This window comes from Stenotrophomonas sp. YJH_SMC_27, from assembly GCF_059369815.1.
The window spans coordinates 82826-102581 of the sequence record NZ_JCAFTA010000006.1; the positions used below are offsets into that span (position 1 = coordinate 82826).

At 67.7% G+C, this 19756-nt stretch carries 17 protein-coding genes; 8 read left to right on the top strand and 9 right to left on the bottom strand.

Annotation, left to right across the window (positions count from 1 at the left end; genetic code table 11):
• Positions 1-92: 92 nt before the first annotated feature.
• Positions 93-1352, top strand: a complete 1260-nt coding sequence (locus AC5P7R_RS10925) for a threonine/serine exporter family protein (protein WP_019660983.1) — start codon at positions 93-95, stop codon at positions 1350-1352.
• Between the two features lie 110 nt (positions 1353-1462).
• On the opposite strand, the gene AC5P7R_RS10930 is transcribed toward AC5P7R_RS10925, so the two are convergent.
• The 3 genes from AC5P7R_RS10930 to AC5P7R_RS10940 form a co-directional block, all read right to left on the bottom strand.
• Positions 1463-1846 (bottom strand): H-NS histone family protein, encoded by a 384-nt coding sequence (locus AC5P7R_RS10930; RefSeq protein WP_010480700.1) that lies wholly within the window; start codon positions 1844-1846, stop codon positions 1463-1465.
• A 222-nt stretch (positions 1847-2068) separates the two neighbouring features.
• Positions 2069-3772: a proline--tRNA ligase gene (locus AC5P7R_RS10935; protein ID WP_058981022.1), complete on the bottom strand. Its 1704-nt coding sequence runs from the start codon at positions 3770-3772 to the stop codon at positions 2069-2071.
• 673 nt (positions 3773-4445) lie between these two features.
• The gene (locus AC5P7R_RS10940; protein WP_031270259.1) at positions 4446-4820 is read right to left on the bottom strand and encodes a DUF4124 domain-containing protein; all 375 of its coding nucleotides are present in this window, start codon (positions 4818-4820) and stop codon (positions 4446-4448) included.
• Positions 4821-4900: 80 nt separating this feature from the next.
• Between AC5P7R_RS10940 and pssA the strand changes: the two genes are divergently transcribed.
• From pssA to rimI, 3 genes are read left to right on the top strand one after another with little or no spacing between them, the layout of a single operon-like run.
• Positions 4901-5677: a CDP-diacylglycerol--serine O-phosphatidyltransferase gene (gene pssA, locus AC5P7R_RS10945; RefSeq protein WP_019660986.1), complete on the top strand. Its 777-nt coding sequence runs from the start codon at positions 4901-4903 to the stop codon at positions 5675-5677.
• Positions 5674-6183: a hypothetical protein gene (locus AC5P7R_RS10950; protein WP_058980477.1), complete on the top strand. Its 510-nt coding sequence runs from the start codon at positions 5674-5676 to the stop codon at positions 6181-6183. The genes pssA and AC5P7R_RS10950 overlap by 4 nt, the downstream gene beginning before the upstream one ends.
• On the top strand, positions 6180-6677 hold the full coding sequence (gene rimI / locus AC5P7R_RS10955; protein WP_019660988.1) for a ribosomal protein S18-alanine N-acetyltransferase: 498 nt from the start codon (positions 6180-6182) through the stop codon (positions 6675-6677). Before AC5P7R_RS10950 ends, rimI begins: the two co-directional genes overlap by 4 nt.
• Before the next feature lie 66 nt (positions 6678-6743).
• Here rimI and AC5P7R_RS10960 read toward each other — a convergent pair whose 3' ends face one another.
• The 4 genes from AC5P7R_RS10960 to AC5P7R_RS10975 all read right to left on the bottom strand — a co-directional run bounded on the left by AC5P7R_RS10960 (position 6744) and on the right by AC5P7R_RS10975 (position 12531).
• Positions 6744-7565 (bottom strand): EamA family transporter, encoded by an 822-nt coding sequence (locus AC5P7R_RS10960; RefSeq protein WP_021203470.1) that lies wholly within the window; start codon positions 7563-7565, stop codon positions 6744-6746.
• A 79-nt stretch (positions 7566-7644) separates the two neighbouring features.
• Complete coding sequence (locus AC5P7R_RS10965) at positions 7645-10473, bottom strand: valine--tRNA ligase (protein WP_227852426.1); 2829 nt, start codon at positions 10471-10473, stop codon at positions 7645-7647.
• A 71-nt stretch (positions 10474-10544) separates the two neighbouring features.
• Positions 10545-10970 carry a DNA polymerase III subunit chi gene (locus AC5P7R_RS10970; RefSeq protein WP_021203468.1) on the bottom strand — a complete coding sequence of 142 codons (426 nt, stop codon included), beginning with the start codon at positions 10968-10970 and terminating at the stop codon, positions 10545-10547.
• Between the two features lie 82 nt (positions 10971-11052).
• Positions 11053-12531: a leucyl aminopeptidase gene (locus tag AC5P7R_RS10975; RefSeq protein ID WP_021203467.1), complete on the bottom strand. Its 1479-nt coding sequence runs from the start codon at positions 12529-12531 to the stop codon at positions 11053-11055.
• Positions 12532-12635: 104 nt separating this feature from the next.
• Between AC5P7R_RS10975 and lptF the strand changes: the two genes are divergently transcribed.
• Together lptF and lptG are read left to right on the top strand one after the other, a co-directional pair.
• A complete protein-coding gene (gene lptF, locus AC5P7R_RS10980; protein WP_019660993.1) occupies positions 12636-13718 on the top strand; it encodes an LPS export ABC transporter permease LptF in 1083 nt (360 codons plus the stop codon).
• Positions 13715-14821 (top strand): LPS export ABC transporter permease LptG, encoded by a 1107-nt coding sequence (gene lptG / locus AC5P7R_RS10985; protein ID WP_495213847.1) that lies wholly within the window; start codon positions 13715-13717, stop codon positions 14819-14821. The genes lptF and lptG overlap by 4 nt, the downstream gene beginning before the upstream one ends.
• A 179-nt stretch (positions 14822-15000) precedes the next feature.
• Here lptG and AC5P7R_RS10990 read toward each other — a convergent pair whose 3' ends face one another.
• On the bottom strand, positions 15001-15492 hold the full coding sequence (locus AC5P7R_RS10990) for an RDD family protein (protein WP_312543475.1): 492 nt from the start codon (positions 15490-15492) through the stop codon (positions 15001-15003).
• Between the two features lie 56 nt (positions 15493-15548).
• On the opposite strand from AC5P7R_RS10990, the gene xerD reads away from it, so the two are divergent.
• Both xerD and AC5P7R_RS11000 read left to right on the top strand, forming a co-directional pair.
• Complete coding sequence (gene xerD / locus AC5P7R_RS10995; protein WP_495213848.1) at positions 15549-16526, top strand: site-specific tyrosine recombinase XerD; 978 nt, start codon at positions 15549-15551, stop codon at positions 16524-16526.
• Between the two features lie 100 nt (positions 16527-16626).
• Entirely contained in the window at positions 16627-17415 is a 789-nt protein-coding gene (locus tag AC5P7R_RS11000) for a DsbC family protein (RefSeq protein WP_021203463.1), read from the top strand.
• Between the two features lie 119 nt (positions 17416-17534).
• Here the strand turns inward: AC5P7R_RS11000 and AC5P7R_RS11005 are convergent, their stop codons facing one another.
• Positions 17535-19634, bottom strand: a complete 2100-nt coding sequence (locus tag AC5P7R_RS11005) for a glycosyl hydrolase family 18 protein (protein ID WP_021203462.1) — start codon at positions 19632-19634, stop codon at positions 17535-17537.
• Positions 19635-19756 lie beyond the last annotated feature (122 nt).

Genomic DNA, 19756 nt, shown 5'->3' on the forward strand with positions numbered 1-19756 from the left:
TCCGGTCGCAGCATAACCGTTCTGTATTGGCCATCGCGTCGAACTCGGATGAATTTCTCCGGTCAGGCCCCGCCTAGGTAATACTACGGCGCATGTCCGCAGATGCTCACACGATCCCCACGCCCCAGGCCACCTACGCGCAGCGGGTGGCCTTCGTTTCCGAGATCGCCGGACGCCTGCACAGCTATGGCACCACGGCCCAGCGCCTGGAAACGGCGGTGGTGGCACTGGCTCGCCAGCTCGACCTGGATTGTGAACCGTGGTCGAACCCCACCGGCATCATCCTCAGCTTCAGCGATCCGGCGCAGGCGATCGGCTCCAGTGACATCACCCGGGTGATCCGCCTGGCGCCCGGCGAGAACGACCTGCACAAGCTCAGCGTCGCCGACCATATTGCCGAAGAAGTGGCCAACGGCCGGATGAGCATCGCGCAGGGCCACACCGCGCTGCGCCAGCTGGACAAGGATCCGGGCCGGCGCGGCAAGCTGCGCACGATCCTCTCGTTCACCCTTGGCGCGGCCGGCGTGGCCGGCATGTGGAAGCTGCCGTGGCTGGACATTGCGACCGCCGGTGTCATCGGCCTGATGATCGGCCTGCTCGGCATGGTCACCGACCGTCGCCCGGCCACCCGCGAAGCCGCCGAGGCACTGGCCGCGCTGTTGGCTGGCCTGGTCGCCACGCTGGTTGCGTCCTTTATTGGTGCGCTCAACCTCAACACGGTGATCATCGCCTCGCTGGTGGTGCTGCTGCCCGGCATGTCGCTGACCAATGCGGTCAACGAACTGGCCAGCCAGCACTGGGTATCGGGCACCGCGCGCTTTGCCGGCGCGCTGACCACCATCATGAAGCTCAGCGTCGGCGCGATGATCGCGGTGACCCTGGCCGACGTGCTCGGCCTCGACCCGGTGATCCGCGCGGCTCGGCCGCAGGGGCCGTGGGTGGAGTGGGGCTCGCTGCTGACCGCGGCATTCGCGTTCGCGATGCTGTTCAAGGCCAATCGTCGCGACTATCCGTGGGTGATTGCCGCCTCGGTGGCCGGTTATGCGATCTCCAAGTTTGGCGGCCACGCCTGGGGCGCGCCGGCCGGCATCTTCCTGTCGGCGATGCTGCTGACCGCCGGTGGCAATCTGTTCGGTCGTCTGGTCGGGCGTCCGGGCGCGATCATCCGCCTGCCCGGCATCATCATGATGGTGCCCGGCAGCACCAGCCTGCGCGGCGTGCTGACCCTGGTCCAGCAGCAGGACGTGGGCGCCGGCCAGAGCGTGTTCCTTACCGTGCTCAACGTGGTGATGGCACTGGTGGCCGGCCTGCTGTTCGGCAATCTGCTGATGCCCGCCCGCAAGACTCTGTAGAGCCGAGCCCATGCTCGGCTTCGGATATGGATAGCCGAGCGTGGGCTCGGCTCTACAAACAAAAAAACGCCGGCTTTCGCCGGCGTTTTTCATTGCATCCCGATCCGGCCTCAGGCCTTCTTGATCAGGAAATCTTCCGGCTTCTTGTTGCCCTTGGCAGTCAGCTCAGCCATCCAGCGCGGCTGCTTGCCACGGCCGGTCCAGGTTTCCTTGGGGTTGGCCGGGTTGCGGTACTTCGGGGCAACCTTGCCCAGCTTGCGGCCGGCGGTCTTCGACGGGGCCTTGGCGGCCGGAGCGGCCTTGCGGGCACGCGTGGCCGGGGCGCTGCCGAACAGTTCTTCGATGGTGTAACCCTCGGTCTTGGCCAGCTTGGTCAGCTGGGCCCGGACCTTGGTGATCGGCCGGCGCTTGGCGACGATGGTCTGCTGCTTCTTGGCGGTACGGATCAGGGCGCCCAGCTCGCGTGCTGACAGGCCGGTCAGGTCAATGCTCATTTACGGTTACTCCGGAAACTAATGTGTGGACGGGACAAGCCAGTCCATGGCGTCGGCGGACAGAATAGAGATGAATTAATCACAGCACAAATGCAGGCGGGTCATGGCGTGGCGGCATGCAGGCGCCGTCGCGGTGATTTTGACCGGATTATGTCCGCTGCAATATCGGGGAAGACCGCGGCAGAAAAAAAAGACCGGGGCAGGGCCCGGTCTTTTTCCTGATCAGCCCTGCAGACGCTGCAGCAGGGAGGCCTTGTCCAGGCTTTCCGCTTCGCTGGCGCGGCGCGAGCGGTATTCGTAGGTACCGGCGGCCAGGCCGCGTTCGCTGACCACCACGCGGTGCGGGATGCCGATCAGTTCCATGTCGGCGAACATCGCGCCCGGGCGCAGGCCGCGATCGTCAAGCGCCGCGTCCAGGCCGGCATCGCGCAGTTCCTGCAACAGGTTGGCCGCAGCGTCGGCCACGGCAGCATCGCCCTTCGGGTTGATCACGCACACCACCACCTGCCACGGCGCCATCGCGTCCGGCCAGATGATGCCGGCGTCGTCATGGTTCTGTTCGATCGCGGCAGCTACCACGCGCGAGATACCGATGCCATAGCAGCCCATCGCCATCACCGCCGCCTTGCCGTTTTCATCCAGCACGGTGGCATCCAGCGCTTCGGCGTACTTGCGACCGAGCTGGAACACGTGGCCGACTTCGATGCCACGGGCAATCTTCAGTTCGCCACCGTCCAGTGCGCGGTCACCGGCACGCACGTTGCGGATGTCCGCCACTTCCGGTTCCGGCAGGTCGCGGCCCCAGTTGACGCCGGCCAGGTGGAAGCCGGTTTCGTTGGCGCCGACGACGAAGTCCGACATCGCCGCCACTTCGCGATCGGCGACCACGCGGATGGGCTTGGCCGGGGCGACCGGGCCGAGGAAGCCCGGCACGCTGCCCAGATGCTCGGCGATCTCCGCCTCGCTGGCGAAGCGCTGTTCGTCCAGGCCGGCAACCTTGGCCAGCTTGATCTCGTTGACTTCATGGTCACCGCGCACCAGTACCAGCACGAACTGCTGTGCCTTTCCTTCACCCGCGATCAGCGCCACCGACTTCACCGTGCGCTGCAGGTCGATGCCGAGCAGGGCCGCGACCTCCTCGCAGGTCTTCTGGGTGGGGGTGTCGACCTTGCGCATGGCTTCGCTGGCGGCCGCACGCGGCGCCGGATCGGCGGCAATCGCCGCTTCCATGTTGGCCGCGTAGTCCGAGCCGGTGGAGAACACCAGCGCGTCTTCGCCGGAATCGGCGATCACGTGGAATTCCTGCGACGCATCGCCGCCGATTGCGCCGGAGTCGGCCTGCACCATGCGGAAGTCCAGGCCGAGGCGGGTGAAGATGCGGCTGTAGGCCGACTTCATGTTCTCGTATTCGCGCACCAGGCACTCGTCGTGCAGGTGGAACGAATAGGCGTCCTTCATCAGGAACTCGCGCGAACGCATCACGCCGAAACGCGGGCGGATCTCGTCGCGGAACTTGGTCTGTACCTGGTAGAAGTTCACCGGCAGTTGCTTGTAGCTGGACAGCTCGCTGCGCGCGAAGTCGCAGGCGGCTTCCTCGGCGGTCGGGCTGTAGCAGAACACCTGGTCCTTGCGGTCCTTGATCTTCAGCAGCTGCGGGCCGAACTTCTGCCAGCGCCCGGTCTGCTCCCACAGTTCCTTCGGCTGGATGGTCGGGATCTGGAATTCCACGGCACCGGCGCGGTCCATTTCCTCGCGCACGATGCGCTCGACCTTGCGCAGCACGCGCAGGCCCAGCGGCGACCAGGTGTACAGGCCCGATGCCAGCTTGCGGATCATGCCCGCGCGCAGCATCAGCCGGTGGCTGGTGAGCTCGGCGTCGCTGGGGGTTTCCTTGGTGGTGTGCAGGTGGAACTGGGAGAGGCGCATCGTCGGCTTCGGATAACGGCAGAGACGCCTATTCTGCCAGCCCGGCCGGGGGGAGGGGTATCGGCAGGGCTGCGCCCTGCACCCGCAGTAGTGCCGGCCGCTGGCCGGCAACCTCAGAAGCAACAGTCGAAGCAACAGCGGGCTTCCCGTGGGATGGCGGGGTGGGTCAGGTTGCGGGAGACGCCGTAAACCCCGCTCCGCGGTCCGGCCCAGCCGCCGGCGGCTGTGCGTTCGGGCGCTTGCGAAGCAGTGCTTCGCGAGCAAAGCGCCCTCACCCATGGGGGCTTGGCCGCGGCATCCATGCCGCGGCCACTCCCGCAACCGGACCCACCCCGCCTTCGACAGTTTCCTGCGGGCTGTCGGAATGGCTCCTGGGGTCAGATCCGTTTTCCGCAGGAAAACGGATCTGACCCCGGATTCAATTCGAGATCCGACAGATTTCATCCACGCATGGCGTGGATCTATTGGCCACCGGGAATCTGTCGGGGGTGGGGCGGTGTCGGATTGCGGGGTGTCAGCCGCATGGATGCGGCTGCCAAGCCTACATGGACGTACTTGCGGCGTCCCCGCAATCCGACACCGCCCCGCCATTCCACGGAATGCCCGCTTTTGACGTTGCCGTTGCCGTTGCATGCAGCCTCTGCAGGTGCAGGGCGCAGCCCTGCCGGCCTCCTTAACTTGCCGGTGGGCAGTACGCCTTGATCGCGGCCTCCGCCAGCCCCTTCTGCGCGGTGCGCTGCTCCGGGCTCAACGGGGTATCGGCCTTGCCATCACCATCGGCGTCCTGCATCACCTGGCCGCCACCATCCAGCAAGGCCAGGTTGGCACGGGCGGTGCTGCACTGCTCGGGCACCGGTGCAGCCGGAGTCTGGGTGCTGGTTGCAGTCTGCGGGCTGCGCGCCTGCTCCCGGGTCTCGTACTTTTTGCCGGCCGGCGGGGTCTCCGAGTACTGGGTCACGCCATGGGCGTCCTTCCATTTATAGACCGGGCCAGCCACGGCGCTGGCACTGGCCAGCAGCAGGCATCCAAGGCAGGACAGGGCACGCATGGCAAACTCCGCGGAATGGGCGTAGAACGCCGATTGCAGCATTGGCGCCGAGCACTGGCAAGTCGATTAAACTGGATTCCATGGACCCGATCACACCGCCGCCGCGTTCGCGCACGATTTACCTGCTGCCCAACCTGTTCACCACTGCCGGACTGTTCGCCGGCTTCTACGCGATCATCGCCGCGGCCAATGGGGATTTCGTCAACGCCAGCATCGCCGTGTTCGTGGCGGCGGTGATGGATGGGCTGGATGGGCGCGTGGCGCGCCTGACCGGCACCAGCAGCGAATTCGGCGTGCAGTACGACTCGCTGGCCGACCTGGTCAGCTTCGGCATGGCTCCGGCGCTGGTGATGTATCACTGGTCGCTGTCGTGGCTGAAGTTCGACGATCCGCTGCTCGGCCGCGTTGGCTGGGCCGTAGCGTTCCTGTACGCGGCCTGCGCGGCACTGCGCCTGGCCCGCTTCAATACCCAGGTGGCGGTGGTCGACAAACGCTGGTTCGTCGGCCTGGCCAGCCCGGCCGCGGCCGGCCTGATGATGTCCTTCGTCTGGGCGTTCGCAGATGGCAACCTGGGCTGGGACGGCAACCAGTTGCGCTACGTGGCGCTGGCGGTGACGATCATCGCGGCGCTGCTGATGGTCAGCCGCATCCGCTTCTGGAGCTTCAAGGGCGGCGGCGCCAAGGGTACCCGTTCCGACCGCGTGCCGTTCCTGGTGCTGGCCCTGGTACCAGTGGCCATCGCCATCGCGGTGATCGACCTGCCGCGCGTGCTGTTCGCGGTGGGCATCCTGTACGCCCTGTCCGGCCCGGTGATGTGGGCCGTGCAGCGCCTGCGCAAGAAGCCCGAGGCCGCGTGAGCCAGGACCTGCCCGTGCTGTGGTCTCCGGCCCAGCAGGCCTGGCTGCAGGCCATGGGCTACACCGTCTATCACGACGGCCAGCTGGCCGCCGAGCTGGACGCCGCGCTGCAGCTGAGCGTGGCCGAAGCCGAGGCGGCTGCCGCGCCAGCGGTGGAGCAGGCGCGGGCACCCACCGCGCCCGCGCGCGAACCTCTGGCTGCGCCAACACCGGTTTCCCGGCAGGAACGCCAGGCGCCACCACGTCGCCAGACCCCGGTCAACGCACCGGATACCGCGCCGGCGGCGGCCCGCCCGCTGCCCGGCGGCAATGCCCGGCAGCCGGTGGTGCGGCTGCCGGATCGCCTGCAGATCGCCTTGCTGCGCGCGTCCGGCTGCAATCCCAATGATCCGGCCACGCAGGCGCTGATGGACAGCTGGCCGTTGGACCAGCTGCGCCAGGATCCCGCCGCCAAGCGCGCGCTGTGGCCGCAGCTGCGTGCCCTGCGCAAGCGGGGCGCACCGTGAGTGCGGTCAGCCAGCCTGGTCCGGTCAGCCTGCGCGCGCTGCGCGAGAGTGACCTCAACGCGGTGATGGCGATTGAGGTACGCGGGTATCCGTTTCCGTGGACCCGCGGCATCTTCGTCGATTGCCTGCGTGCGGGCTATCCCGGCCTGGCCATGGAGCGCGATGGCCAGTTGATCGGCTATGGGGTGCTCAGCATCGCGGCCGATGAGGCACATGTATTGAACATCTGCATCGATCCGCTGGCGCAGTCGCGTGGGCTGGGTCGTCAACTGCTGCGCGCGCTGGTACAGCTGGCTGGCGACCGGGGGGCACAGCGTGTGTTCCTCGAAGTGCGTCCGTCCAATACGCCGGCGCTGGCGCTGTACCACAGCGAAGGCTTCAACGAGATCGGCCGCCGCCCGCGCTACTACCCGGCCGCACAGGGCCGCGAGGACGCGGTGGTGATGGCGATCGAGCTGGTCGATGGTGACCTGCAGGCGATGCCGCCGTTGTGACGGAGAAGGGTGCCGGCCAGCGGCCGGCACTACCGCTAGCCGCCAACCTTGGTTGGCACGCTTCTCTCACGCCATCCGCAGTGCGAGCACGCCACCCACAATCAACGCCGCTGCCAGCCAGCGCGCACGCGGAATCCGCTCGCGCAGCACGAATACCGAGATCAGCAACGCGAACAGGATCGAGGATTCGCGCAGCGCCGAGACCATCGCCACCGGTGCCTGGGTCATGGCCCACAACGCCATCGCGTAGGAGGCGGTGGTGCCGACGCCACCGGCCAGGCCCAGTGGCCAATGCTGCCGCGCATAGTCCAATACCGCGCCGCCGCGGGTGTACAACGCCCACAGCGGCAGCGGAATGCCCGACAGCAGGAACAACCACAGCGTGTAGCTGAGCGCGCTGCCGGACTGGCGCGCGCCGTGCGCATCGACCAGGGTGTAGGTGGCGATCATCGCCGCAGTCAGCAGCGGCAGGCGCAGCTGGCCGCCACGTGCACCCAGTGCCATGCACAGGATGCCGGTGCTCACCAGCACCACGCCCAGCCACGCCGCCGGGGGCAGTTGCTCGCCCAGCAGGGAGCCCGCCAGTGCGACCAGGATCGGCGCGCTGCCACGCATCAGCGGATAGGCCAGGCTCATGTCGACCCGCTGGTAGCAGCGTGCGACCAGCCCGTAGTAGGTCACCTGCAGCAGCACGGACGCAGCCAGCCAGGGCCAGCTTTGCGCGGCCGGGAACGGCAGGAAGGGCAGGGCCACCGCCGACAGCAGCGCAGCGCTGCCGGTCACCAGCACGGTGCCGAGGAACTTGTCCGGCCCGCGTTTGACGATTGCATTCCAGCTGGCATGCAGTGCCGCGGCGGCGAGGACCAGCAGGAAGATGGAAAGCGGCATCCGGTGATGATGCCATGCCGGGAAAATGTTCCGGGTTTGCTGGGTGCCAACCTTGGTTGGCACCCACCAGGGCGAGGTGTTACAGCTTCGCGCGCTGTTCGCGCAGGCCGGCCAGCTGGGTGTTCCAGTCGGCCAATCGCACGCGCTCCTGCTCGACCACCGCCGGTGGAACCTTGTCGGTGAACCTGGCCAGCTTGGTTTCGCTCTTTTCCTGCTCGCCTTCCACGCGCTTGATCTCCTTGTCCAGGCGTGCGCGCTCGGCGTCCAGATCGACCAGGCCTTCCAGCGGCACCAGCAGCTTCAGCTCGCCCACGATCGCGGCGGCCGCCGGCGGTGCGCTTTCGCCTTCGGCCAGCCACTGGACGCTGTCCAGCTTCAGCAGGAACGACAGCGAGGCGCTGAAGCGTTCAATACGCACGCGGTCCTGCGCCAGGCCGGCCTGCAGGCGGAGCGGCACCAGCTTGGACGGCGCGACGTTCAGCTCACTGCGCACGCGGCGCACGGCACTGATCACCGCCTTCAGCCATTCCACGTCGGCCTCGGCCTGGGCGAAATCGCCTTCGAACTCGGCGGCGGTCGGGTACGGGCGCAGCGACAGCGTGGTTTCGGTCAGGCCCAGGCGCGGGGCCAGCTGCTGCCACAGCTGTTCGGTGATGAACGGCGTGAGCGGGTGCAGCAGGCGCAGCAGCGCTTCCAGCACGTACAGCAGGGTGTGGCGGGTGCTTTCGGCATCAGCCGCGTCTGCACCGTTCAGTGCCGGCTTGCTCAGTTCCAGGAACCAGTCGCAGAACGCGTTCCAGGCGAACTCGTACAGGCACTGCGCCAGCAGGTCGAAGCGGTAGGCGGCGAAATGGCCCTGCGCTTCGGCGGTGGTGGCGGCCAGGCGCGCGAGGATCCAGCGCTCGGCATCGGTACGCGGCTTCGGCACGCCGGTGAACGCAGCGCCTTCGGTGTTCATCAGGGCGAAGCGGCTGGCGTTCCACAGCTTGTTGCAGAAGTTCTTGTAGCCCTCGGCGCGGTTCATGTCGAACTTGATGTCGCGGCCGTGGGTGGCCAGCGCGGCGATGGTGAAGCGCAGCGCATCGGCACCGTGGGCAGCAATGCCGTCCGGGAATTCCTTGCGGGTGGCCTTTTCGATCTTCTCCACCATCTTCGGCTGCATCAGGCCGCCGGTACGCTTGGCGACCAGGTCGTCGATGGTGATGCCGTCGATGATGTCCAGCGGATCGAGCACGTTGCCCTTGCTCTTGGACATCTTCTGGCCCTGGCCGTCGCGGATCAGGCCAGTGAAGTAGACGTCCTTGAACGGGATCTTTCCGACCAGGTTGTCGGTGGCCATGATCATGCGCGCCACCCAGAAGAAGATGATGTCGAAGCCGGTGATCAGCACCGACGATGGCAGGTAGCGGTCGAAGCCGCGCTCGGCCATGGCCTGCTCATTCGGCCAGCCCAGGGTGGAGAACGGCCACAGCTGCGAGGAGAACCAGGTCTCCAGCACGTCGCTTTCCTGGTTCAGCACCACGTCGCTGCCGAGGTTGTTCTTGGCGCGCACTTCGTCTTCGCTGCGACCGACATAGCAGCTGCCGGTGGCTTCGTCGAACCACGCCGGAATGCGGTGGCCCCACCACAGCTGGCGGCTGATGCACCAGTCCTGGATGTTGTTCATCCAGTGGCGGTAAGTGTTGATCCAGTTCGGCGGCACGAAGGCGATACTTCCGTCCTCGACCAGTTCCAGGCCACGCTTGGCCAGGTCGTCCATCTTCACGAACCACTGGTCGGTCAGGTACGGCTCGATCACCTGGCCGGTACGGTCACCGCGCGGCACCTGCAGCTTGTGCGCCTTTGTCTCGATCAGGATGCCCAGGTCTTCCAGTTCGGCCAGCACGGCCTTGCGCGCTTCATAGCGGTCCAGGCCCTGGAAGCGCTCCGGCGCGTTTTCGTTCAGCGCTGCCACCGGCGTGAACAGGTTGATCATCGGAAGGCTGTGGCGCACGCCCACTTCGTAGTCGTTGAAATCATGCGCCGGGGTGACCTTGACCACGCCGGTGCCGAACGCACGGTCCACGTAGTCGTCGGCGATCACCGGCACGCGGCGGCCGGTCAGCGGCAGCACCACGTTCCTGCCGATCAGGTGCGCGTAGCGTTCGTCTTCCGGGTGCACCATCACTGCGGTATCGCCCAACAGGGTTTCCGGACGGGTGGTGGCGACGACCAGGTAGTCGCGGATTTCGCGCAGGGTTTCCACGCCGTCGGCATCGCGCTCGACGTGCTCGTAGCTCAGGCCTTCATCCAACGTGTAGGCGATCGACCACAGGAAGCCGTCTTCCTCGGCACTCTCCACTTCCAGGTCGGAAATGGCGGTCTTCAGCACCGGGTCCCAGTTCACCAGGCGCTGGCCACGGTAGATCAGGCCCTGCTCGTACCAGCGCACGAAGGCTTCGTTGACCGCCGCCGACGGCTGCGGGTCCATGGTGAAGGTGCTGCGCGACCAGTCGGCGGAGGTGCCGAGGCGGCGCATCTGGCGTTCGATGGTGTCGCCGGACTGCTGCTTCCACTCCCAGACCTTGCCGATGAAGCCTTCGCGGCCCAGCGAATCACGGGTCTCGCCCTTGCCTTCCAGCGCCAGGTTGCGGCTGACCACCATTTCGGTGGCGATGCCGGCGTGGTCGGTGCCGACCTGCCACAGCGTGTCGTAGCCGCGCATGCGGTGGTAGCGCACCAGCGCGTCCATCAGGGTCTGCTGGAACGCATGGCCCATGTGCAGCGTGCCGGTCACGTTCGGCGGCGGCAGCAGGATGGTGTAGGGCTCGCCCGTGCCGGACGGCTTGAAGTGGCCGGCCTTCTCCCAGGCCTCGTAGAGGTCGGTCTCGAAGGACGTCGGGTCGTAGCTGGAGGCGAGTTGGGTCATGCGGGGGAACCAGGAGGTAATCGTTGAAGGATCAGGGCGCGGCGGCGGCCCATCAAGGGGCCGGGGCGCGCTTACATGTCGTGCTTGTTCAGGTCGTAACCGGCGGCCTTGTACTGGCGCCAGCGTTCGCGCAGCGGTTCGCGCGCTTCCGGATCGGCCGGAACCACTTCCAGCACGCGCTCGCACTGGCCCAGCCAGGGCTCGTCGCGCAGGTTGATCACCAGCGGACGCACCGGTGCCTCGGTGCCGGGCACGGTGATCAGCACCAGGGCTTCTTCCTCGTCCATGTCTTCGCCGGCAATCTGGTGCGGGATGTAGGCATCGTTGTCGAACGCCCACAGCAGTTCGTCCAGCTCCTCGGCCTGGGCCTGGTCGCGGGCCAGTACCAGGGTGAACAGCCCGGCATCGTTGGCCTTGCGCGCCAGCTCGCAGACCAGGCGCAGGGGCTCGGTCAGGAAACGGGGCTTGGCGATCAGGTAGAAGTCGGCGCGGGGCATGGCAGGGTCCGGGGCAGGCAGGGTTCCGGCGGTGCCGGGCGAGGCCCGGGCCGGCGTCTGCCGGCCAGGGTCGGGTACGGCATCAGGCGCGGGCGGCCTGGTCCAGCAGCCACTGGCTCAGCAGGCCCACCGGGCGGCCGGTGGCCATGCCGCGCTTGCCTTCATCGCTGGCCACGCCGGCGATGTCCAGGTGGGCCCAGCGCTGGCCTTCGGCGAAGCGCGACAGGAAGCAGCCGGCGGTGATCGCACCGGCCCAGCGGCCGCCGATGTTGTAGACGTCGGCGAAGGTCGAATCCAGCATCGGCTGGTATTCGTCCCACAGCGGCAGGCGCCAGGCGCGGTCGAACACCTGCTCGCCGGCGGCCAGCAACTCGTTGGCCAGGTCGTCGTGCTTGCTCATCAGGCCGGCGGTCTGGTGGCCCAGGGCGACCATGCAGGCACCGGTCAGGGTGGCGACGTCGACCAACGCGGCCGGCTCGAAGCGCTGCGCGTAGGTCAGCGCGTCGCACAGGATCAGGCGGCCTTCGGCGTCAGTGTTGCCCACTTCGATGGTCTTGCCCGACATCGAGGTGATCACGTCCGACGGACGATAGGCGTTGCCATCGATGGCGTTCTCCACCGCCGGGACCACCACGACGAGGTTCAGCGGCAGCTTGGCCTTGACCGCAGCGACGAAGGTGCCGATGACGTTGGCGCCACCGCACATGTCGTACTTCATTTCCTCGATGCCGCCCTGGGTCTTCAGGTTGACGCCACCGGTATCGAAGGTGATGCCCTTGCCGACCAGCACGTAGGGCTTGGCGTCGCCGCCATTGTTCCACTTCAGCACGACCAGGCGCGGGCGGTTGGCCGAGCCACGGGCCACGGCCAGCAGCGAGCCCATGCCCAGCGCTTCCATCTGGTGCTCGTCGAGGATCTCGGCTTCGGCACCGTCATGCTCGCCGGCGAACTTCACGCCCACCTCGGCCAGGTAGGCCGGGGTGCAGTAGTTCGGCGGCAGGTTGCCCAGCTCGCGGGCGAACTCGACACCGGCGGCGATGGCCTGGCCCTGGGCCAGGGCCTGCGCGTCGTCACCGGCGATGGCCAGCTGGGCCAGGCCGGCGTCGTCGGCCTTCTTCTTGCCCAGGGTGGCGGTGTAGCGGTAGGCGGCGTGATCGGCGGCGATCACCGCCTGGCGGATCGCCCAGGCCGCGTCGCGGTCCTTCACCGCCACTTCGGACAGGGTGAACAGTGCGCTGCGGGCAGCGCCGGCCTTCAAAGCACGCACGGCGTCGCCCACGGCCTTCAGGTACTGCGGCACGCCGAAGCGGGCGGCGTCGCCGAGGCCGACCACCAGCACGCGCGGCGCGCTCACGCCCGGCAGGTCGTGCAGCAGGGTGGTGGCGCCGGTCTTGCCGGACAGGTCGCCACGCTGGGCCAGGGCGGCCAGGCGGCCACCGCTGGCGGCATCCAGCGCCTGCGCGGCCGGGGTCAGGGTATGGTCGGCATACGCGCCGACCACCAGGCAATCAACGGTGGCGGCGGCCGGAGCAACGTGGTTCAGGGTGAATTCGAGGGCCATTGAGCAGATTCCATTGGCGAGTCCGTACAATCGCAGGCCGTTTACGCCCAGACAGTAGACTGGGCGGCACCGCGAACGAACCCCAGAGTTTAAACCACCGCCCCATGCTGAAGCTCGACCGATACCTGCTGGGCGATTTCGTCCAGAGTTTCCTGGCTACCCTGATCGTCCTGCTGGTGGTCAGCGTGGGCGGCGTGCTGGTGGACATCCTCGGCAACATCGCCGACGGGCGCCTGCCGGCCAAGCTGCTGTTCTCGCAGCTGGGCCTGCAGTTCATCGCCTACCTGCCGCTGATCCTGCCGCTGGCGCTGATGCTGGGCCTGCTGCTGGCCATCGCCCGCCTGTACCGCGACTCGGAGATGGCGGTCATCACCGCGATCGGGGTAGGCCCAAAGCGGCTGCTGCGGCCGCTGCTGATGCTGGTGGTGCCGGTGGTGCTGCTGGTCGGCGCCTGCTCGCTGTGGCTGGGCCCGTGGGCCGGCCGGGTGGCAGAGCAGATGGTCATCGAGGCCAACCGCAGCGTGCTGATGGCCGGCCTGGAGCCGGGCCGTTTCACGCCGCTGCCCAACGGCGGCGTGGTCTACCTGTCCTCGATCTCGCCCGACGGCACCCAGCTGGGCAAGGTGTTCCTGCAGCGGCAGAAGGATGATCGCCTGGAAGTGGTTTCGGCCAACAGTGGCCGCATGTACTTCGAGGGCACCCGCCAGCGCTTCCTGGAACTGGATGATGGCCACCAGGTGGAAGGGCCCGTGGCCGGTGGGCTCGACTACCGGCTGGCGACCTTCGCCCGCAATGACGTGGCCCTGCCCGACGGCGCACAGACCCGCACCGAGGACGACCCGGAACTGATGCCGACCCTGAAGCTGATCGGCGATGCGCGCCCGCAGGCGCAGGCGCAGCTGCACCGTCGCATCGCACCGCCGCTGATCGCGCTGGCGTTCGCCCTGCTGACCGTGCCGCTGGGCCGCAGTTCGCCGCGGCAGCAGCGCTATGGCCGCATGATGCTGGCCCTGATGGCCTACATGGTGGGTACCAACCTGATGTTCATCGGCAGTGGCTGGATTGCCAACGGCAAGATTCCGGCCGCGCTGGGCCTGTGGTGGTTGACGGTGCCGCTGCTGGCGCTGGCGATCTGGATGTATGCACGTGATGGCCGCCTGGGCCACCCGAAGGGAGCCCGCGCATGAGGCTGCGCCCGATGCGTTTCGACCTGTACCTGGGCCGGTCGGTGTTCACCACGGTGCTGCTGACCTGGGCGGTGCTGGTCGGCCTGGACGTGGTGATGGCCTTCTCCGGCGAGTTCAAGGACATCGGCAAGAACGGCTATACGCTGGGCCATGCCGCCGCCTGGGTGCTGTACACGGTGCCGCGCCGCGCCTACACCATGTTCCCCACGGCCGCGGTGATCGGCGCACTGATGGGCCTGGGCCAGCTGGCAGCGACCTCTGAACTGACCGCGCTGCGTGCACTGGGCCTGTCGCGCAAGCGCCTGAGCGTTTCGGTGGCGATCGCGCTGTCACTGCTGACCGCGGTGATGGTGCTCAGCGCCGAGACGCTGGGCCCCTGGGGCCAGGACCGCGCCGATGCGCTGAAGTCCAGCGCCAAGTGGGGCCGGGATATCGCGACCAGCCGCTACTCCGGCCTGTGGGCACGCGAAGGCGATACCTTCCTCAACGCGCAGAGCGGCGAGGAGCAGCCGGTCGGTGACAAGGGCACCCGCCTGATCCTGCGCGACGTGCGTCTCTACCGCATTGCCGGGGACGGAGGGATCGCCTCGTTGACCCATGCCGCCACCGCCGAGCACGACAAGGACGGCTGGGTGCTGACCGGGGTGCGTCGCGACACCTTCGGCGAGCGTTCGGCGACCCGCCAGGAAGTGGCGCGCGAGCCGTGGAACTCGAATCTCGATGCGGCGGCACTGGCTACCGGCATCGCCAAGCCGCGCAACCTGAGCGTTGCCGAGCTGAGCACCAGCATTGCCTACCGCCAGCGCAACGGGCTGGATGCGCGCGATTTCGAGGATGTCTACTGGAGCCGCTGGTTCTACCCGGTGAACGTGCTGGCACTATGCCTGGCGGCGGTGCCGTTCGCGTTTGGTTCGCTGCGCAGCGGCGGCATGGGCAAGCGCCTGTTCCTGGGCATCCTGTTCGCGCTGGGCTTCTGGCTGCTGCAGCTGTTCTTCGGGCGCATGGCCGGCGCGTTGAAGTTCGACTACCGCATTGCCTATGCGTTGCCGCCGATCGTGATGCTGGCGGTGTCCGGACTGTTGTTCCGGCGCAAGTCGGGTTGATTCTGGTAGCGCGGGGCCATGCCCGGCGCTACCGGGGCAATCCACCGCTTCGGCATCCGAGCCAGGACCACCAGCATCCCGGCCCAGCGTGCTGGATTCTGTAGAGCCGAGCCCATGCTCGGCTGCTTTTTGCGCACCGCCTGCCAGCCGAGCATGGGCTCGGCTCTACAGATCGTGCATCACCGTTTCGGCATGCGCACCAGACGGGTGCCGCTGGCGCGGTCGTGCCAGGTCAGGCGTTGACGGTCGACCCACGCCCACCAGAATCCCAGCCCGCCCAGCAGCAGTGACAGCGTACCTACCGCAAAGCGCAGCCACAGCTGGTTGCGCCGCAGTGGCGTGCCATCGCTCGATTGCACTTTAAGCCGCCATGGACGCATGCCCAGCGTCTGTCCGCCGCGGCGCCAGCTGGCCGTGGCGTACCACCCCGTGATCGCCCAGCACACCGCCCACAGCAGCCACTGCCAGGCACTGAATGGCGCGATGTTCTCGCGTTGCGCGTGGCCGCTGAGGGTGTAGGCGAGGGTGAACAGCGTGCCGGCGAGCATCCACAGTGCCAGCACCGGCAGTGCGTCGTAGACCATTGCCAGCATGCGCCACAGCAACAATGCGCGCGGATGGGGCATTTCGGCAGCAGCGGCAGAGGCCGTGTCGGTGGCAGGCTGGGACATGCGTCGAGCATACGCAAAGCTGGCCGTGCCCGCAGTGGCCCCCGTATCCTGCACGCATGGCCCATGTTTCCACCCCCGCCGAACGCCGCCAGCTGGTCCAGCAACTGCCCGAACTGCGCGCCGACGACAGCGCACGCATCCAGCGCTTCCTTGATGCGATCTGGGCCGAGAACGGCCTGGCCCGCGCCACCCTCGACAGCTACCGGCGCGATCTGGAAGGGCTGGCGCGCTGGATGGATGGGCGCGACGGTGGCCTGGCCGGCATCGAGCGCCCCGGACTGTTCGAGTATCTGGCCTGGCGCACCCGGCATGGCTGGTCGCCGCGCAGCAATGCGCGCCTGCTGTCGGCGTTGCGGGCGTTCTTCGCCGATGGCGTGCGCCGCGGCGAACGCAGCGAGGATCCCAGCGCGCTGCTCGACCCGCCGAAGTTGCCACGGCTGCTGTCCAAGGCGCTGGCCGAAAGCCAGATCGACGCGCTGCTGGCAGCGCCCGATACCGACAGCGCATTGGGCCTGCGCGATCGCGCCATGCTGGAACTGATGTACGCCGCCGGCCTGCGCGTGAGCGAGCTGGTGCTGCTGCCCGCGACTGCGGTCAACCTGCGCCAGGGCGTGCTGCGGGTCACCGGCAAGGGCAGCAAGGAACGGCTGGTGCCGTTGGGCGAGGAATCCCAGCACTGGCTGGAGCGCTACCTGCAGCACTCGCGGCCGCAGCTGGTCGGGAAGGGCAAGGTGCAGGCGCTGGCCGATGGGCAGACGCCGTTGTTCATCGAGCCGTCGCTGCATGCGCTGACCCGGCAGGCGTTCTGGCACCTGGTCAAGCGCCATGCGCAGGTGGCCGGCATCGACCCGGCGCGGATCAGCCCGCACGGCCTGCGCCACAGCTTCGCCACCCATCTGCTCAACCGTGGTGCCGACCTGCGCGCGTTGCAGATGCTGCTCGGCCACAGCTCGCTGTCCACCACCCAGATCTACACCCTGGTAGCGCGCGAGCACCTGCAGAAGCTGCACGCCCGCCACCATCCGCGCGGCTGAGCAGGCCCCTGAATCCCGGCCACAAACCATGGGCGGTGCCGCTGTCCGGTACCGCCGGCTGTGTCAGAATCCAGGGTCTTCTTCTGTCGCGGATCATTCCATGCTCCGATTTGCCATCGCCGCCGTGTTCGGTGCGCTCAGCCTGACCGCCTGCGCCCAGCCGGCCCCGCCGGCCGCCAAGGCGCCTGCTGCTGCCGCTGCGGCCAAGGCCGCCCCCGCCGCCAACGCGTCGGCCGACCAGGCGGTACGTGCCGCGTTGACCGCGCTCAATCCCGGTTTCCAGGTGGATTACATCGGTGCCGCACCGTTCCCGGGCTTCCGTGAAGTGGTGGTCTCCGGCCAGCTCCTGTACGTGTCCGATGATGGCCGTTACCTGTTCCAGTCGCAGCCTTACGACACCCGTGCCAAGGGCCCGGCCAACAGCGAAGGCCTGCTCGGCTACCGCCGCGATCTGCTGGCCAAGGCCAACCATGGCGACCGCATCGTGTTTGCCGCACCGAACGCCAAGTACACCATCAGCGTGTTCACCGACATCGAATGCGGCTACTGCCGCAAGCTGCACCAGGACATCGCCGAGCTCAACCGCAACGGCATCTCCGTCGAGTACCTGGCATTCCCGCGCATGGGCCTCGGCAGCAAGGACTACACCGACATGATCTCGGTCTGGTGTGCGGCTGATCGCCGCCAGGCACTGACCAACGCCAAGCGCGGTGGCAGCGTGCCGGCAAAGAACTGCACCAACCCGGTGGCGATGCAGTACGCACTGGGCCAGCAGCTGGGCGTGAACGGCACGCCGGCGATCTTCGCGCCGGACGGCACCCAGTTGGGGGGCTACCTGCCGCCGGCACAGCTGCGTGCGGCGCTGGAAAAGCTGTCGGCCAAGCGCTGACGCGACCGACCTTGTTTCTGTAGAGCCGAGCCCATGCTCGGCTGATGTTTCCGCAGCCGAGCATGGGCTTGGCTCTACAGGTAGGAAGCCGGGGGAGCGCAGCACCCCCGGCTTTTTTCTTACTTCAGGCCATCACTGACCGCCTTGGTCAGCGTGCCCTGCGCATCGTCACCACTGAACTCCCAGACGAACGCGCCGCCCAGGCCCTGGGTCTTCACGTAGCCCATCTTGCGGGTGATGTTGGCCGGGGTGTCGAAGCTCCACAGCGTGCTGCCGTTGTAGATCCAGGTGGCACCTGCGGTGTTGTCGGTGTAGCCCGGCCACGCCAGGTTCTTCAGCACCTTCCAGTCTTCGATGCCGGCTTCATACGTGCCCGGGGCAGCGCCGGTCGCGGTCTGGTACAGGCCGTTGTTGGCGTTGGCCACACCGGTCCAGCCACGCCCGTAGTAGCCGATGCCCAGGTTGAGCTTGGCCGCGGGCACGCCGCGGCTGATGAAGGCTTCGATGGCGTCGTTGCTGTTGTACAGCTTCTGGTCGCCGGTGGACGGATCATTGGGCGAATCGAACAGCGCCGACTGGTGATTGGTCTTCGCATCCCACGCGCCGTGGAAGTCGTAGGTCATCACGTTGATGTAGTCCAGGTACGGGTGGTACGCGGCCGGATCGGTGACGCGGATCTTGTCGATGCCGGCGCCCACCGCCACCGTCAGCAACAGGCCCGGACGCACCGCATCGAGCTGGCGGCGGAACTCGGCCATCAGCGCGGTGAAGTTGGCGTTGTCTTCCGGCTTGCCGCATTCGATGCCGCAGGCCACCGGGTATTCCCAGTCGATGTCGATGCCGTCGAACACACCCAGCGCGGCACCGGCACCACCGGCACCGTCGGTCACTGGCAGATTGCCCTTGATGTACGCGTCGATGCACGAGGCGACGAAGGCCTGGCGGTTCTCCGGGCGCGCTGCGCTGGAGAAGCCGCGCGACCAGGTCCAGCCACCCAGCGAGATCAGTACCTTCAGATTCGGGTACTTGGCCTTGAGCTGCTTGAGCTGGTTCCAGTTGCCGCGCAGCGGCTGGTCCCAGGTGTCGGCGCTGCCGCTGACACTCTCGGCGGCACTGAAGGCCTTGGTGTAGTCGGCGAAAGCATCGCCACCGGCACCGCTGTTCGGATCCGAGGGTTGGGTGACGCCCACTTCGCAACGGTTGTTGCGCACGTTGCCGAACGCGTAGTTGATGTGGGTCAGGCGCGCGGCCGAACCGCTGCTGTCGATGTTCTTGACCCGGTAGTTGCGGCCGTAGATGCCCCACTGGGTGAAGTAACCGATGACCCGCTTGCCGGTGGTTCCGCCGTCGCCGGCCAGCGTGGTGGCGCTGATCTCGGTGCCCTGCGCTGAGGCATTGCCGGCATTGTCGCGGGCGCGTACGCGGTAGCGGTAGGTGGTGGATGCAGTCAACCCGCCATCGACGTAGCTGGCACTGGACGGTGAACCGACCAGGCTGCCGTTGCGGTACACGTCATAGCCGGCCACGCCGCTGCCACCGGTGTTGTCGGTGGACGGGCTCCAGCTGAGCGCGATGCTGTTGGCGGTACGGGTGCCGACCGCCAGCCCGCCCGGCACGCTCGGCGCGGTGGTGTCGCCGCTGGCGGCGTTGACGGTGATGGTGATGGTCGCCGTGCTGGTGGTGGCGTTGTTGTTGTCGGTGGCCACCGCGCGCAGGGTGTGGCTGCCGGCGCTGGCGTTGGCCCAGCTGGCCGCATACGGCGCACTGGTGGCCACGCCGAGCGTGCTGCCATCGCGGAAGAACTCGACCTTGGCGACGCTGCCGTCTGGATCACTGGCGGTGGCGGTCACGTTCACCGTGCTGCCGGCACTGAAGGTGGCACCGTTGGCCGGCGAGGTCAGGCTGACCACCGGCGGCTGGTTGGCGCCGCCGCCATCGCAGGCGCCGAGGTTGGTGTAGTAGGGCGCGCCGGCCGGATGGTCCGGCGGCGCGTTCCAGATGTCCTGGTTCGCCCGATAGAGGACGCCTCCTTTCTGCAGGGTATCGCCGGCCCGGTAGATCTTGGCCTGGTCCCATTCGGCCACCCCGGCACAGCTGGCGGCCTGCGCCAGGCCGGGCAGGACGGCGGCACCGGCGGCCAAGGCAAGCAGCCAGGCCAGGCGGCGGGGACGACAGCTTCGGGTCGAACGTTCGGCACTGCGCACAATCGGGTCGTACATGGGTAAGTCTCCGATCAAAGGGCGCGCGGGCCCCGATGGCGCCGCGCGTGACGCAGGTCCGGGCATCGCCGGGGAAGGCGACGGAGGGGCCGGACGGAGGTACCTGGGAGGCCGGGGAGAGA

Bases quoted from the DNA above. Each gene is read 5' to 3' on its own strand.
- AC5P7R_RS10990 (WP_312543475.1), bottom strand. From the start codon at position 15,492: ATGTCCCAGCCTGCCACCGACACGGCCTCTGCCGCTGCTGCCGAAATG.
- AC5P7R_RS10935 (WP_058981022.1), bottom strand. From the start codon at position 3,772: ATGCGCCTCTCCCAGTTCCACCTGCACACCACCAAGGAAACCCCCAGC.
- AC5P7R_RS11005 (WP_021203462.1), bottom strand. From the start codon at position 19,634: ATGTACGACCCGATTGTGCGCAGTGCCGAACGTTCGACCCGAAGCTGT.
- pssA (WP_019660986.1), top strand. From the start codon at position 4,901: ATGGACCCGATCACACCGCCGCCGCGTTCGCGCACGATTTACCTGCTG.
- AC5P7R_RS10960 (WP_021203470.1), bottom strand. From the start codon at position 7,565: ATGCCGCTTTCCATCTTCCTGCTGGTCCTCGCCGCCGCGGCACTGCAT.
- AC5P7R_RS10940 (WP_031270259.1), bottom strand. From the start codon at position 4,820: ATGCGTGCCCTGTCCTGCCTTGGATGCCTGCTGCTGGCCAGTGCCAGC.
- lptF (WP_019660993.1), top strand. From the start codon at position 12,636: ATGCTGAAGCTCGACCGATACCTGCTGGGCGATTTCGTCCAGAGTTTC.
- AC5P7R_RS10970 (WP_021203468.1), bottom strand. From the start codon at position 10,970: ATGCCCCGCGCCGACTTCTACCTGATCGCCAAGCCCCGTTTCCTGACC.
- lptG (WP_495213847.1), top strand. From the start codon at position 13,715: ATGAGGCTGCGCCCGATGCGTTTCGACCTGTACCTGGGCCGGTCGGTG.
- AC5P7R_RS11000 (WP_021203463.1), top strand. From the start codon at position 16,627: ATGCTCCGATTTGCCATCGCCGCCGTGTTCGGTGCGCTCAGCCTGACC.
- AC5P7R_RS10930 (WP_010480700.1), bottom strand. From the start codon at position 1,846: ATGAGCATTGACCTGACCGGCCTGTCAGCACGCGAGCTGGGCGCCCTG.
- xerD (WP_495213848.1), top strand. From the start codon at position 15,549: ATGGCCCATGTTTCCACCCCCGCCGAACGCCGCCAGCTGGTCCAGCAA.
- AC5P7R_RS10925 (WP_019660983.1), top strand. From the start codon at position 93: ATGTCCGCAGATGCTCACACGATCCCCACGCCCCAGGCCACCTACGCG.
- AC5P7R_RS10965 (WP_227852426.1), bottom strand. From the start codon at position 10,473: ATGACCCAACTCGCCTCCAGCTACGACCCGACGTCCTTCGAGACCGAC.
- AC5P7R_RS10975 (WP_021203467.1), bottom strand. From the start codon at position 12,531: ATGGCCCTCGAATTCACCCTGAACCACGTTGCTCCGGCCGCCGCCACC.